Origin of the sequence: Citrobacter sp. RHB36-C18, assembly GCF_013814485.1 — a bacterium.
In the GTDB taxonomy this organism is placed as follows: Bacteria; Pseudomonadota; Gammaproteobacteria; order Enterobacterales; family Enterobacteriaceae; genus Citrobacter; species Citrobacter braakii.
The window spans coordinates 281587-295949 of the sequence record NZ_CP057125.1 but is presented as its reverse complement, the minus strand read 5'-3'; the positions used below and the strand labels follow the sequence as shown (position 1 = coordinate 295949).

The 14363-nt window shown below is 50.7% G+C and carries 14 protein-coding genes; 8 read left to right on the top strand and 6 right to left on the bottom strand.

The genetic code is table 11. From position 1 onward, the window contains the following. Positions 1-79: 79 nt before the first annotated feature. The gene (gene asd / locus HVZ52_RS01385) at positions 80-1186 is read right to left on the bottom strand and encodes an aspartate-semialdehyde dehydrogenase (protein ID WP_181598783.1); all 1107 of its coding nucleotides are present in this window, start codon (positions 1184-1186) and stop codon (positions 80-82) included. A 191-nt stretch (positions 1187-1377) separates the two neighbouring features. Here asd and yhgN point away from each other — a divergent pair, with 191 nt between their 5' ends. Together yhgN and HVZ52_RS01375 are read left to right on the top strand one after the other, a co-directional pair. Then, entirely contained in the window at positions 1378-1971 is a 594-nt protein-coding gene (gene yhgN, locus HVZ52_RS01380; RefSeq protein ID WP_003023480.1) for an NAAT family transporter YhgN, read from the top strand. Between the two features lie 488 nt (positions 1972-2459). After that, positions 2460-2906 (top strand): hypothetical protein, encoded by a 447-nt coding sequence (locus tag HVZ52_RS01375; RefSeq protein ID WP_149382074.1) that lies wholly within the window; start codon positions 2460-2462, stop codon positions 2904-2906. A 94-nt stretch (positions 2907-3000) separates the two neighbouring features. On the opposite strand, the gene gntU is transcribed toward HVZ52_RS01375, so the two are convergent. From gntU to HVZ52_RS01350, 5 genes are all read right to left on the bottom strand, one after another. Beyond that, positions 3001-4341: a gluconate transporter gene (gene gntU, locus HVZ52_RS01370; RefSeq protein ID WP_016154820.1), complete on the bottom strand. Its 1341-nt coding sequence runs from the start codon at positions 4339-4341 to the stop codon at positions 3001-3003. After that, the gene (gene gntK / locus HVZ52_RS01365; protein WP_003023475.1) at positions 4341-4871 is read right to left on the bottom strand and encodes a gluconokinase; all 531 of its coding nucleotides are present in this window, start codon (positions 4869-4871) and stop codon (positions 4341-4343) included. The genes gntU and gntK overlap by 1 nt, the downstream gene beginning before the upstream one ends. A 141-nt stretch (positions 4872-5012) precedes the next feature. Continuing rightward, on the bottom strand, positions 5013-6008 hold the full coding sequence (gene gntR / locus HVZ52_RS01360; RefSeq protein WP_016154821.1) for a gluconate operon transcriptional repressor GntR: 996 nt from the start codon (positions 6006-6008) through the stop codon (positions 5013-5015). 223 nt (positions 6009-6231) lie between these two features. Continuing rightward, positions 6232-6927, bottom strand: coding sequence for a quercetin 2,3-dioxygenase (gene yhhW, locus HVZ52_RS01355; RefSeq protein ID WP_016154822.1), 696 nt, complete (start codon positions 6925-6927; stop codon positions 6232-6234). Between the two features lie 123 nt (positions 6928-7050). Next, positions 7051-8088, bottom strand: a complete 1038-nt coding sequence (locus HVZ52_RS01350) for an oxidoreductase (protein WP_016157655.1) — start codon at positions 8086-8088, stop codon at positions 7051-7053. Positions 8089-8543: 455 nt separating this feature from the next. Between HVZ52_RS01350 and yhhY the strand changes: the two genes are divergently transcribed. The 6 genes from yhhY to HVZ52_RS01320 all read left to right on the top strand — a co-directional run bounded on the left by yhhY (position 8544) and on the right by HVZ52_RS01320 (position 14335). Further along, complete coding sequence (gene yhhY / locus HVZ52_RS01345; RefSeq protein ID WP_046274516.1) at positions 8544-9032, top strand: N-acetyltransferase; 489 nt, start codon at positions 8544-8546, stop codon at positions 9030-9032. Between the two features lie 46 nt (positions 9033-9078). Continuing rightward, positions 9079-9963: a hypothetical protein gene (locus HVZ52_RS01340; RefSeq protein WP_181598782.1), complete on the top strand. Its 885-nt coding sequence runs from the start codon at positions 9079-9081 to the stop codon at positions 9961-9963. A 324-nt stretch (positions 9964-10287) separates the two neighbouring features. After that, positions 10288-11502, top strand: a complete 1215-nt coding sequence (locus tag HVZ52_RS01335; RefSeq protein ID WP_181598781.1) for a PfkB family carbohydrate kinase — start codon at positions 10288-10290, stop codon at positions 11500-11502. A gap of 15 nt (positions 11503-11517) precedes the next feature. Continuing rightward, the gene (locus HVZ52_RS01330) at positions 11518-12279 is read left to right on the top strand and encodes a glutamine amidotransferase (RefSeq protein WP_181598780.1); all 762 of its coding nucleotides are present in this window, start codon (positions 11518-11520) and stop codon (positions 12277-12279) included. 53 nt (positions 12280-12332) lie between these two features. Next, positions 12333-13304: a DMT family transporter gene (locus HVZ52_RS01325; RefSeq protein WP_049283110.1), complete on the top strand. Its 972-nt coding sequence runs from the start codon at positions 12333-12335 to the stop codon at positions 13302-13304. Then, positions 13301-14335: a phosphotriesterase gene (locus HVZ52_RS01320; protein WP_181598779.1), complete on the top strand. Its 1035-nt coding sequence runs from the start codon at positions 13301-13303 to the stop codon at positions 14333-14335. The genes HVZ52_RS01325 and HVZ52_RS01320 overlap by 4 nt, the downstream gene beginning before the upstream one ends. The last annotated feature ends 28 nt before the right edge of the window (positions 14336-14363 follow it).

The window sequence follows — 14363 nt, the reverse complement described above, 5'->3', positions numbered from 1 at the left end:
AGCCGTATTGACTGATCCGGCCAGGTGGTTCGCGTCGTTTGTAGGCCTGATAAACGTGGCGTCATCAGGCAGTCCCACATTACGCCAACTGACGCAGCATACGGCGCAATGGCTCTGCAGCACCCCACAGCAACTGGTCGCCCACGGTAAAGGCTGACAGGAACTCCGGTCCCATATTCAGCTTACGCAGACGGCCTACTGGCGTGGTCAGCGTGCCGGTAACGGCCGCCGGGGTTAACTCACGCATGGTGATATCCCGATCGTTTGGCACGACTTTGGCCCACGGATTGTGCGCTGCCAGCAGTTCTTCCACGGTCGGAATAGACACATCTTTTTTCAGTTTAATGGTGAACGCCTGGCTGTGGCAGCGCAGCGCACCGACGCGCACGCACAGACCATCAACCGGGATCACGGAAGAGGTGTTAAGAATTTTGTTGGTTTCAGCCTGTCCCTTCCACTCTTCGCGGCTCTGACCGTTATCAAGTTGTTTGTCGATCCACGGAATCAGGCTACCGGCCAACGGTACGCCAAAGTTATCAACCGGCAGTTCACCGCTGCGGGACAGGGTCGTCACTTTACGTTCGATATCGAGAATAGCAGAGGAAGGGGTTGCCAGTTCATCGGCCACATGGCCATACAGATGACCCATCTGGGACAGCAGTTCGCGCATATGGCGCGCGCCGCCGCCGGAGGCCGCCTGATAGGTCGCCACGGAAACCCAGTCAACCAGGTCATTGGCAAACAGGCCACCGAGGGACATCAGCATCAGGCTAACGGTACAGTTACCGCCGACAAAGGTCTTAATACCTTTGTTCAGGCCGTCAGTAATGACATCCTGGTTAACCGGATCGAGAATGATGATGGCATCGTCTTTCATGCGCAGCGAAGAGGCCGCGTCAATCCAGTAACCCTGCCAACCGCTTTCACGAAGCTTTGGATAGATTTCGTTGGTATAATCGCCGCCCTGACAGGTCACGATGATATCGAGCGCCTTCAGCGCATCCAGATCAAAAGCGTCCTGAAGCGTGCCGGTCGCGGTTCCACCGAATATCGGTGCCGCCTGCCCGAGCTGGGAAGTAGAAAAGAAAACAGGGCGAATGGCGTCGAAGTCACGCTCCTCAACCATGCGTTGCATGAGAACAGAGCCGACCATACCGCGCCAGCCGATAAAACCAACATTTTTCATAGCGTTTTTTTCCTGCAGAGATGTGTGCTGTGTATGCTAACCAGTATCCTACTGGCCTATCCTTCACCATACAAAAAGCAGCCAAAGTCGCAAGTGAAATTAATCAATGATAGCGAAGCCATCAGTAATGCGACTTATCCCGCTGCGCAAGCAAGCAGAAAGTCCGCAGTAATTATCAGGGAATTTGAGTTATGAATGAAATCATTTCAGCGGCAGTTTTATTGATCCTTATTATGGATCCGCTCGGAAATCTGCCCATTTTCATGTCCGTATTGAAACATACCGAACCCAAACGCCGCCGCGCGATTATGATTCGCGAGCTGTTTATTGCACTGTTGGTGATGCTGATATTCCTGTTTGCGGGCGAGAAAATACTGGCATTTCTTAACCTGCGCGCGGAAACCGTTTCGATCTCCGGGGGCATCATTTTGTTCCTGATCGCCATTAAGATGATTTTCCCCAGCGCCACCGGGAATAGCACCGGGCTTCCGGCAGGCGAAGAGCCGTTTATCGTGCCGCTGGCGATTCCGCTGGTAGCCGGTCCGACAATCCTGGCTTCATTAATGCTGTTGTCGCATCAATACCCTAATCAGATGGGGCATCTGGTGATTGCTCTGCTGATCGCCTGGGGTGGTACTTTTGTGATTTTGCTGCAGTCGTCGCTGTTTTTGCGTCTGCTGGGCGAGAAAGGGGTGAACGCACTGGAGCGCCTGATGGGGCTGATTCTGGTGATGATGGCTACCCAGATGTTCCTCGACGGCGTAAGGATGTGGATGAAGGGGTAATCTCTCCTTTTTGGCTCAGATAGCATGTTACCCGGAGAACAGTTCCGTTCACGTTATGCTCATTGCTTCTCTGAGATCTCGTCACCAGTGAACGTGTTAAGGGGGCTACGCAGCCCCCTTAACAATCCAGGCTCTCCGGCACCGCTGTAATTTCAGGTATTCCTTACGCTTTTAACTCGCTGAAAAAACGTATTTTCATTTCTGCGAGGTGCCTTCCGGAATGCCCTCTTGTCAGCATCGCGGATAAACATTATCTTCTCGCTGCACCTGCAAAATCAGGTGCCAGAATTAGCCTTCTGAAAATCATACTGGCGACATATACTTCTATGTCGTGCGACCGATTTCGTCTCAATGGCGGGTCGAGCGGGGGCGTCGCAAGACGCGCCGGTATCCAGTATGACCGGTAAGGCTAACTCCGCTCGATTCCGCCACCCGCGAGATTAGCCTCTCCGGTGGTGGTTTAAATAAAACATACTGGAGGCTGCCCTATGGCGACTACCCCTCTCTTTTCACACTCTTTATTTACCCTGCCCTTTAGCCATGCCACGGATTTCACCGAACTGGCGGATAACTGCGAGCGTTTTGTCGAAGGGCTGGTTGAATGCCATGACCCGGTTGAAAAACTGGCGGTTTGTGCACGTCTGTCGGCCTGTCTCGCGTTATTGCAACCGACCTTAACGGAGCCTGTACCGCAGCATCTGCAAGCGAGCCTGACGGTAGAAACATTCCCGACCCGTTTTCCCCTTTTCGAGCCGGAACCAGACCAAATGGGGCGCTACTGTCAGTTATTAACGCACCTGCTGATGAGTAAAACGCTGTCTGACGAGATGGAACGAGTGACGGGTGACTTACTGCAGGATCTGGTGGGCTATTTCGCCGATACGCTAAAAGCGCCGCGCTGGCTGAAAACAGAAGAAGGGCTGGTCGTGCTATAAAAAAGCCGGGTAGCGCTTGCGCTTACCCGGCCTATGGTGTGGATGTGTGCTCGTTTCCAGGCCCGGTAAGCGCAAGCGCCACCGGGCAATGCCATCAGCTCAACAGCTGAAAGGCAATCATACCGACAATCGCACCGACCGTGCCGAGGATGGTTTCCATCATCGTCCAGGTCTTCAGCGTTTGCGCTTCGGTCGCACCGGTAAATTTACCGAACAACCAGAAACCGGCGTCGTTAACGTGGCTGACCACGATAGAACCGCCCGCGATACAGATAGACAGTGCCGCCATCTGGGCACCGGAGTAGTTCAACTGCTCAATCACCGGCATCACCAGACCGACCGCCGTTAAGCAGGCCACAGTCGCGGAACCCTGAATGATACGCACCGCCGCCGCCAGCACGAAGCAGGTGATGGCAATCGGCAGGCCCATACCGGTTAACGCTTCGCCCAGTGCCGGACCGACGCCAGAATCAACCAGAACCTGTTTGAACACACCGCCCGCACCAATCACCAGCAGAATAATCCCCGCCGGCTGCAGCGCATGGCCACAGATCTCCATCACGCGGTCTTTTGGCATGCCCTGGCGCACCGCCAGACCGTAAATCGCCACCAGACAGGCAACCAGAATCGCGGTAAACGGGTGACCGATAAACTCGAACCATTCATAGGTTGTAGAACCGACCGGAACAAAGCGTGCGGCGATAGTTTTCAGCCCCACCAGTACCAGCGGCAGCAGGATAAGCGATAAGCTGAAGCCAAAGGACGGCATTTTGCCTTCGCCCAGATGCGGCTCGGAAATATCTTCCGGTACGTGCAGCTCGACGTAACGGCTGATGAAATTCCCCCACAGCGGCCCGGCGATAATCATGCCCGGAATCGCGGCACACAGGCCAATCAGGATCATCCAGCCAAAGTCGGCGTGCATCTGAGAGGCCAGCAGCATCGGCGCAGGCCCAGGCAGCAGGAATGCCGCAGCAGCCGCTACGCCCGCAAACAGCGGGATCACAAGCTTAACCAGGTTTGTCCCCGTATGGCGCGCCATTGAGAATGCCACGCTAATCAGCAGCACAATCGCCACCTCAAAGAACAGCGGCAGCGCGCAAATCAGACCGGCCAGGCCAATCGCATAATGTGCGCGGCTGTGACCGAAGGATTTCAGCATTTTGACGGCAATCTGATCGACAGCTCCGGTCTCATGCAAAATCTTGCCGAACATCGCCCCCAGCGCCACAACAATCGCCAGGAAACCGAGCGTGCCTCCCATCCCTTTTTCCATGGTCGCCGCGATTTTATCGAGCGGCATACCGGAAAAGAGACCTGCACCAATGGATACCACCATCAAAGCAACGAAGGCGTGCATACGCGCCTTCATCACTAAAAACAGCAGTAATAAAACGGACCCTACTGCTGTTAAAACAAGCGTTAATGTACTCACTACTTACTGCCCTGGTTAATAACCTCAATGGTGCTGGCGACCACACCGTCCAGTGGTTGATCGATATCGACCACCAGTACATCGTTTTCATTCGCACCCGGTTCTTCCAGCGCTTCAAACTGGGTCACCAGCATCTGCGTTTTGAAGAAGTGACCTTTACGCGCTTTCAGGCGGCTTTCGATAACGTCAAAATCCCCTTTCAGATAGATGAAAGAGAGGTTCGGGTTACCGTCGCGTAGCTGGTCGCGATAGACTTTTTTCAGGGCGGAACAGACGATCAGCGAAACCTTGTTGGTACGCTGCATCGCAAAGGCGGCGTCATTCAACGCCTGTAACCACGGTTTGCGGTCGTCATCGTTGAGTGGCTCACCAGAAGCCATTTTCATGATGTTGCTGCGCGGATGGAGAAAATCGCCATCAAGAAACGCGGCCTGCAGTTGATGCGCCACTTCGCTGGCGACAGCAGATTTACCGCTGCCCGATACGCCCATCAGAACGTAAACGTGGTGATCATGATTAGTCGTGCTCAAAGCGTTGCCCCCACTGGTACAAGAATCAGGAAATTGTTACGGGTAACTGTTATCGGTAACATTGTCCAGCCGGATAAATAGAGAAGCAATATCCATTCGTGCTCGAAGTGTATAAGTGTGAGCTACTTCAAACTTGTTGGCTTAAATAGATCCGCCCGGTGACAAGGTGAAACCTAAATCTAACATTTTAGGTGTGACGGCCTCACCGCGGATGCGCGCCAGCAGACGTTCTGCGCCAATACTGCCCATGCGTTCACGCGGCGTGAGCACGCTCGCCAGACGCGGCTCCATCACCTGCCCGATGTCGTGACCGTGGAATCCGGCAATCGCCATGTCATCAGGGATTCTCAGCCCTAAACGCTGGCATTCGAAGGCCGCCCCTACCGCCAGGTCATCGTTGGTACAAAAGACACCATCAAGCTGCGGGTATTCACGCCGCGCCTGACGGATAAGTTCAATACCGGAGGAGTAGGAAGAAGACTGCTCCACCATCACGCTGTACGGCACCAGGTCGGCATCGCGCATTGCCTGCTCGTAGCCTCTCTGTTTGATGATAGTACGTTCATCAAGGCGTGCGCCAAGATAGGCAACATGACGGTGCCCGCGGGCGATGATAGCGGCTGTCATCTGACGCGCGGCTTCGAAGTTGTCGAAGCCCACGGCAATATCAAGGCATGGGGATTGGCTGTCCATCAGCTCAACCACCGGGATACCGGCAACCTCAATCATTTTCAGCGTACGGGGCGTATGGCTACGTTCGGTGAGGATCAGGCCATCAATATTCCACGACAGCATTGATTCCAGACGCTCTTGTTCCATCTCAGGCTTATAGCCGTAGTGCGCCAGCATGGTTTGATAACCATGAGCGTCAGTGACAGCCTCAATGCCGCGTAGCACTTCAGCAAAAACCTGGTTGGTGAGAGACGGTAACAGCACGCCGATAGCGCGGCTGGTGGCGTTAGAAAGGATATCAGGAGCGCGATTGGGAATATAACCCAGCTCATCAAGTGCAGCGGCAATTTTGCCCCGCAGCGCCACGGAGACCTGCTCCGGGTTACGCAAAAAGCGGCTGACCGTCATTTTGGTTACGCCCACGCGGTCGGCTACATCCTGAAGTACGGGTCTTTTCTTTTTCATCGTCCTGAAGCGTTAAAAAGGGATAGATTCCCCCAGTTTACCACGGACGTGCGTGAACCTTCGCAGAGAAAAAAAGGAGTTTTTTATTGTGAGAAATACACAAAATCATTCGAGTTGCATCAAGGCGGCGACGCAGTAAATCCCCGGGAGCGTACATTAAGTACGCGACCGGGGTGAGCGAGGAAAGCCAACACAGATGCAGCTTGAAGGATGCCGTGTATTTTTATACTGGCGGCAGATCAAACAACAACACTTCGCTGTCGCTGTCGGCATGAATAGAAATGGCCTGTTCATCCCAGATTGCCAGACCATCGCTGGTGGTCGCTTTGGTCCCGTTAATTGTCACGTTACCTTTTACTACCTGGATCCAGACGCGGCGTTCAGCGGCAATCTGATGCACCGACTGCTCATCTTTGATCAGTGCCCAACGGTACAGTTCCATATCCTGGTACACTTTCAGCGAGCCATCACGGGCATCCGGCGACAGCACCAGTTGTTTACCCTGAGCGGCATCAAAACGGCGCTGCTCATAGCGTGGGGTAATACCGTTTTCCTGCGGCATGATCCAAATCTGATACAGATGCAGCTTCTCAGTATTGCTCGGGTTGTACTCCGAGTGACGGATCCCCGTCCCGGCGCTCATTATCTGGAACTCACCGGCCGGAACCTGCTCTTTGTTCCCCATGCTGTCCTGATGTTCCACCGCGCCTTCCAGCACGTAAGTCAGGATTTCCATGTCTTTATGGGGATGAGTACCAAAGCCCTGACCTGCGTCAATCACGTCATCGTTAATCACGCGCAGTGCCGAGAACCCCATAAAATTTGGATCATAGTAGTTGGCAAAAGAGAAGGTATGCCAGGAATCGAGCCAGCCATGATTAGCGTGGCCACGGTCATTAGCTTTGCGTAAGTAGATCATTGTGTTCACCCCCAGATGTTTTCGATGGAGTAAGTGTGGACTCAATCCGCCGGGGATCATAGAGGGTGAAAATTGACTCCTCTGTTCAAAAAAAATGAACAAGTCCAGAGGAGTCTGCGCAGGCTATTTGGCGAGAGTTATCGTCGCCGGAGAAGCCTGTTCAAAGGCGCGTTCGAGGAGTTCCAGGTTGGTAAGAACTTCAGATTCCTTGACGTAATTAGGCGTACCGGCTGTCAGCGTCTGGTAAAGCGCATCATAGACGCGACCATAGTCCCCCACTTCCGGCTGCACCTCTTCTTTTACCGTCAGGCCGTCATCATTGACGTACTCCAGCATCCCAATGGAATCGTCAGCAGCGAAACCTGGCTCACCTGGCATGATATTGGCCTTCAGGCTGGTTTCCTGCTGGTCGATGCCGTACTTCACAAACGAGCCTTTGGTACCGTGAACGATAAACTTCGGATAGTCGATTTTCACCAAGTGACTGGTTTTAACAATGGCTTTCAGGGAGCCGTAGAACAGCTGTGCTTCAAAGGTATCGTCCGGGTTCGCTTTGTTGCGCAGGCTGCGGATGTCATAGGCCACGCAATCGGGACGACCGAACAGCGAGATAATCTGATCCATGGTGTGTACGCCCAGACCATAGAATGCGCCGTCCTGCGGCAGTCCCGGCTTGGTTTCCGCCACGGGGCGGTAGTAATCGAAATGGCTTTCAACCTCAACAATTTCACCGAGCTTGCCGCTCTCAATCGCTTTTTTAGCGGTGAGGAAGCAGGAATCAAAACGACGGTTCTGATATGGCGTAACGGTCAGCCCTTTGCTTTGCGCCAGTTCGAACAGTGCTTTTGCTTGCGCAAGCGTCGGCGTGAAGGGTTTCTCAACCAACACGTTTTTACCCGCTTCCAGCGCGCGTTTGGCGTATTCAAAATGGCTGTCAGCATGGGTACAGACGATCACCAGCTTCACCTGCGGATCGTTTAAGATCTCGTCAAGGTCACTGGTGAAGTGAATATGTGAATATTGTGGCGCCTGCTCTTCCGGCTTGGCGTGACGGCGAAAAATGTGCGCGACATGCCAGCTATTTTTGCGGTTGAGGACGTACGGCAAATGGTAGCGAGTGGTGCTTTTACCAAAACCAATAAATGCGCAGTGTAAGGTCATGAGACGATCCTTTCGAAGGTGATTGTCTACACCATAGCGCAAAGCGGCTGGAGACTGAATGTTGGATTCTTTGCCGGATGGCGCTTGAACTGCACCACAGGGCGACAGGATCGGCCGTCGGCGTCGCAGGCAGTTTGTTCACGGCAAGCGTGCAGGGCCCGGAGCGTACTAAATGTACGTGAGGAGCACGAGCACTTCCCGGGGACGAAATGGCAAGTAAGCCAGGCAGACACAAAACCTCAAAAAAAAGCCAGCAAAAGCTGGCTAAAGTAATACTGGAAGCAATGTGAGCAATGTCGTGCTTTCAGGTTCTCCGTAGGGGTTCCCCTGAACGCAGAGCAATAATAATCATTCTCATTCGCACTTGTCTACTTATTTTTGCAAAAAAATGCAGTTGACGGAATTTTCTTTCTCAGCGAGTGTAAATACACAATTAACCCTGCTGGAGATAAGGAATGAGTGAGATAGTGATACGCCACGCTGAACCGAAAGATTACGACGCAATTCGTCAGATCCACGCCCAGCCGGAGGTGTACCACAACACGCTACAGGTTCCTCATCCTTCCGTGGAGATGTGGCAGGAGCGGCTAGCCGATCGACCCGGTATAAAACAGCTGGTCGCTTGCATTGATGAAATTGTCGTTGGTCATTTGTGCATCGACGTTGCCCAGCGTCCGCGGCGCAGCCACGTGGCCGATTTTGGTATCTGCGTGGATGCACGGTGGCACAATCGCGGCGTTGCCAGCGCGTTGATTCGTACGATGATCGACATGTGCGACAACTGGCTGCGCGTCGAGCGTATTGAGCTAACGGTATTTGTTGATAATGAGCCGGCCGTGGCGGTGTATAAGAAATACGGCTTTGAAATCGAAGGCACAGGTAAGAAATACGGCCTGCGCAACGGTGAATACGTTGATGCCTACTTTATGGCGCGTATGAAATAAATGTAAGGGCGAGTCTTATCGCCCTTCTTATTGAAAGGACGCAAGAGTGAAAAAGTACCTTCTCCTGGTGTTGCTGGCAGCACTCTCCCCTGCTTTCGCCACTACCGTACAAAATCTCGATTCCGTGCCCAGCGCTATTCAACACCCGGAAGGTAAACAGATTTTTGCTGAGCAAATGGCGGGAGCAACCCCTGCCAAAGGATTTGGCGAGCTTCCACAGGGATTATCTGAGAACGCGTGGATTGCCTGGGTTACGCCGAATGAAGATCCTGACAACCTGATCCTCACGGGTGCCAAAGCCTGGGGCAAAGACGGCAAATATATCGGTGTCGCCTGTTTCGCCGACAATCCGGCCGACGCCGGGCAGGCAAAGAAATACGCGGATAACAACTGTCCGGAAAACTACAGCAACGGGCACGCCAATAAATTATATCTCGGCGTTTTTTCCTGGCAGAACCAACAGCTAACGCCGATTGCACGCTCGGAAAAACCATTAAACCAACTCTCTGAGTGGAATAAAACCGCTGAAAAAGAGAGCGATGATGAGTCCGTCAGACCACTGGCCTATTACACAAAACTGGATCTGGCACCATACCGGATCGCACCCGATACGCTGGCGTTTGGGGTGCGCGGTGGATACTCTGAGGCGTATTCCGGCGGCGGCGCATTTTATGAAGTGCTGGAGCTCTATGCGATCAAAGATAACAGGATAATCAACGTGTATTCCGACCTTGTTTATCAATATACGGACATCGCCGGAGAGTGGAATAAAGACGGTACAAGACAGCACGACATCAGCGAAAGTAAATATATCCTCAAAATACGTTCGGCAAAAACACACGGTTTTTATGATTTAGAGCGCGTAAACCTGCAGGATAAAAGCAGCCAAATATTCCGCTGGTCTGAATCGCTGCAGCGATATGCGCCATAACCAACCAATAAGGCCGACATCGTTCTGAACGCTGTAGGCCATTATCCTTTATATCTCGCCGTTAAATTCAGGAGCGGAAGCGCTATCCGACCCTGGCATAGAGTTTTTGATTGCAGTCCATCGTTTCCCCCGCCGTCATGTTCAGGCCTAACAACCACCTGAATTATATGGTTATTCACCTTTTTATCTTCATCGCTATTTTTCGTAACGTTAATAATATTAATATTACATTTTTGTTTTTTTTTGGTTTCTGCCATCACTTTATGGTGACAATCACAACAATATACTTCACCTGGGACTAACTTAACCACGGTGAGGTAAAAAATGAAATTTGAACGCCATCATAGAATATTGAAAGAAATCAGTATTTCGGGAGTTGTAAAAGTTTCAAATCTGGCGAAAAGTCTCAAGGTAACAAAAGAAACCATTCGCTCAGATCTCAATGAACTTGCCGGACAGAGATATCTCACTCGCTGTCATGGTGGTGCATTTATTACCCTTGATTCTCTTGATAACGTTGCAAAAAACGAAATTGCTTATGTGCTGGAAAAATATGAATCAGCGCAGAAAATAAAAAAAGGTCTCTCTGCCATGAAAAATAATGTATGTGTTATTGGCTCGTTCAATGTTGATATTATCAGTTACCTACCGAGGCTACCCTCGACAGGAGAATCATTACTTGCCGATAAATTTATTTTTTCGCCAGGCGGGAAAGGATGTAATCAAGCTTTAGCGGCAAGCTATGCCGATTCTGATGTGCATTTTATTACTAAAGTAGGGTCAGACCATTTTAGTGATTACGCCATTAATTTTATAAACTCATCAAAAATCCATAAAAGTGTAATCTACCAGACCAAAGAAACACAAACTGGTACAGCTACCATCATGGTGAATGGAGATACCGGGGATAACGTCATCGCTATCTATCCCGGTGCTAATATGACAATTTCACCTGATGAAATCACCATACAAAAAGAAGCCATTATTCATTCAGATATTGTTCTTGTACAACTGGAGACAAATTACGAGGCGCTTCAGCAAACAATTCGTCTCGCACAAAAAAATGACATACCGGTAATTATCAATCCAGCGCCATACAATGAAATGGTCAATACCATCATTGATGACATCGATTATATTACGCCAAATGAAACCGAAGCTGGTCTCCTGGCAAACATGTCCGTCAATGACATTGAGTCAGCCAAATGTGCAGCGAAGATTATTCATCAGAAAGGTGTAAAAAATACCATTATTACTTTAGGTAGCAAAGGATCTCTCGCTTATGACGGAACGCAATTCATCTATTCTCCGGCATTCCCGGCAGTTGTAAAAAACACCGCAGGAGCTGGCGACGCCTTCAATGGCGCACTCGCATCTGGCCTTGCTAAAGGAAAATCACTGGCATCCGCATTATGCTACGCCAGCGCATTCGCCTCGCTTGCTGTTGAAACACCCAATGCCTCTGACATGCCAGAAAACGAATCCGTTCTACATCGCATTCAGAGTTCACATTACAGACAAACTATCTCTACTCACTAAATCAAGGGGCAGACTATGAACAATACGCAGAAGAAACTAAAGGTGCTCTTTATTGGAGAATCCTGGCATATTCACATGATTCATTCAAAAGGTTATGACAGCTTTACCTCCAGTAAATATGAAGAAGGCGCTACATGGTTACTGGAATGCTTAAAGAAAGGTGGTGTGGAAATTGATTACATGCCTGCTCACACCGTACAAATCGCATTTCCAGAAAGCATTGATGAACTAAACCGTTATGATGTCATTGTCATTAGCGATATCGGAAGCAATACATTCCTGTTGCAAAACGAGACATTCTATCAGCTCAAAATAAAGCCAAATGCTCTGGAATCAATTAAAGAGTACGTCAAAAATGGTGGTGGTCTGCTTATGATTGGCGGCTATCTGTCATTTATGGGTATTGAGGCAAAGGCTAATTACAAGAACACCATTCTTGCCGAGGTCTTGCCAGTTATTATGCTTGACGGCGATGACCGAGTAGAAAAACCAGAGGGTATCTACGCTGAGGCTGTCTCGCCTGAACATCCTGTTGTAGACGGATTCTCAGACTACCCAATATTTCTTGGATATAACCAGGTTGTCGCCAGAGAAGATGCTGATGTCGTATTAACAATAAATAATGACCCACTGTTAGTGTCCGGTAAATACCAACAGGGTAAAACCGCCTGTTTTATGAGTGACTGTTCGCCGCACTGGGGAACTCAGCAATTCATGTCCTGGCCGCTTTATACCGACCTGTGGGTTAACACGCTTCAATTCATCGCCAGAAAATAAAAAACAATGGAGTAACGAAAGTTACTCCTTTTATAAAATATAAGGATTGATGTATGAACAAGAATAAGTACTCAACCCCCTTACTGATGCTTGCAACCATCTTAGCCGGTATGCTTTCCCCAATGCAGTCTGCCGTTAATGGGCAATTGGGACACTGGTTGCAGGATGGTAATGCTTGCGCAGTAATCTCTTTCGCCAGCGGTCTGGTCGTCATGTTTTTTATTATTATTGCGCGTAAAGAAACACGCCATCAATTCGCGTCGATCCCTACGCTGATTAAAAAGCGGAAAATCCCCTTGTGGAATTGGTTTGCCGGGTTATGCGGGGCGATGGTCGTATTTTCTGAAGGCGCATCAGCCAGCGCGTTAGGCGTTGCCACTTTTCAAACTGCATTAATTTCCGCCCTGCTCCTTTCCGGCCTGCTGTGCGACCGTTTTGGCGTCGGTGTGGATGAGAAGAAATATTTCACGCCATGGCGCGTTACTGGCGCATTGTTCGCTGTTATTGCCACGATTTTTGTCGTGTCGCCACAGTGGCACTCAACCTCGTTTATCCTGCTGGCTATCCTTCCATTTTTGGCAGGATTACTCGCTGGCTGGCAGCCTGCGGGGAATGCCAAAGTCGCCGAGGCAACGGGATCCATGCTGGTTTCCATTACCTGGAACTTCATCGTCGGCTTTTGTGTCCTGGGTGCAGCGCTGGCGATACGTGTCGCATTAGGGCATGTCACCGTCCAGTTACCCGATACGTGGTGGATGTATCTCGGTGGCCCGCTGGGTCTGCTGTCCATCGGGCTGATGGCAATTCTGGTCAGAGGCTTAGGACTATTAATGCTGGGTGTCGCCTCTACCGCGGGTCAGTTACTGGGATCGGTGTTGATTGATGAGTTAATCCCATCATTAGGCAATACGGTCTATCTGGTCACCATCATCGGTACATTATTCGCGTTAGTAGGTGCAATTGTTACCACCATCCCCGAATACAGAGCATCCAAAATGGCGAAAAAAATGGAGGTGTCAGGATGAAAGGCTTCCTGCAAACCGTAACGGGCCCAGTGGCACACTCAGAAATGGGTCTGACGCTACCGCATGAGCACCTGTTTAACGATTTGTCATCCGTTGTTGACGAGCCACAGTATGCTTTTTCACAGCAGTTGGTGGGAAAGAAAGTCAGTGCTGACCTGCAGTGGGGACTGAAACACGACCCGTACTGCTGCGCCGATAACATGGACAGAAAAGAGATTGATGATGTCATCTTTGAAATCAATAACTTCATGTCACTGGGAGGCAGGACGATTGTCGACGCGACGGGTTCTGAATCTATTGGTCGGGACGCCACTTCATTGCGGGAAGTGGCATTAAAAACTGGTTTGAATATCGTTGCTTCATCAGGACCTTATCTGGAAAAGTTTGAAAGCGCCAGGATCCACAAACCTGTCGAGTTATTAGCCTCACTTATTGATAAGGAACTGAATCAGGGGATTGGCGAGACGGATATTCGCGCCGGTATGATCGGTGAAATTGGCGTATCACCCGCCTTTACCCAAGCTGAGCGCAACAGCCTGCGCGCGGCGTCTCTGGCACAACGTAATAATCCCCATACGGCAATGAATATCCATATGCCAGGGTGGCTGCGGCTGGGTGATGAGGTACTGGATATTGTCCTTGAAGAGATGGACGTCTCTCCGGCAAAAGTTTCGCTGGCGCACTCAGACCCTTCAGGAAAGGATGTTGCTTATCAACGTAAAATGCTTGACCGCGGCGTATGGCTTGAATTTGACATGATTGGTCTGGACATTACTTTCCCCAAAGAAGGTATCGCCCCAGGTGTTCAGGACACCGCAGATGCGGTAGCACATCTGATTGAACTGGGTTACGCCGACCAGATCGTATTAAGCCATGATGTTTTTCTCAAACAGATGTGGGCAAAAAATGGGGGGAATGGTTGGGGATTTGTCCCAAATGTTTTCCTCGCCTATCTGGCTGCCCGTGGCGTAGATAACGATACTCTTCGCAAGCTCTGTATTGATAATCCGGCGCGGTTACTCACGGCGTAACTAACATATAGCCCGGCGCCTGATGCCG

Coding starts and splice junctions, on each gene's coding strand:
- asd (WP_181598783.1), bottom strand. CDS start 1,186: ATGAAAAATGTTGGTTTTATCGGCTGGCGCGGTATGGTCGGCTCTGTT.
- yhgN (WP_003023480.1), top strand. CDS start 1,378: ATGAATGAAATCATTTCAGCGGCAGTTTTATTGATCCTTATTATGGAT.
- HVZ52_RS01375 (WP_149382074.1), top strand. CDS start 2,460: ATGGCGACTACCCCTCTCTTTTCACACTCTTTATTTACCCTGCCCTTT.
- gntR (WP_016154821.1), bottom strand. CDS start 6,008: ATGAAAAAGAAAAGACCCGTACTTCAGGATGTAGCCGACCGCGTGGGC.
- yhhW (WP_016154822.1), bottom strand. CDS start 6,927: ATGATCTACTTACGCAAAGCTAATGACCGTGGCCACGCTAATCATGGC.
- HVZ52_RS01350 (WP_016157655.1), bottom strand. CDS start 8,088: ATGACCTTACACTGCGCATTTATTGGTTTTGGTAAAAGCACCACTCGC.
- yhhY (WP_046274516.1), top strand. CDS start 8,544: ATGAGTGAGATAGTGATACGCCACGCTGAACCGAAAGATTACGACGCA.
- HVZ52_RS01335 (WP_181598781.1), top strand. CDS start 10,288: ATGAAATTTGAACGCCATCATAGAATATTGAAAGAAATCAGTATTTCG.
- HVZ52_RS01330 (WP_181598780.1), top strand. CDS start 11,518: ATGAACAATACGCAGAAGAAACTAAAGGTGCTCTTTATTGGAGAATCC.
- HVZ52_RS01325 (WP_049283110.1), top strand. CDS start 12,333: ATGAACAAGAATAAGTACTCAACCCCCTTACTGATGCTTGCAACCATC.
- HVZ52_RS01320 (WP_181598779.1), top strand. CDS start 13,301: ATGAAAGGCTTCCTGCAAACCGTAACGGGCCCAGTGGCACACTCAGAA.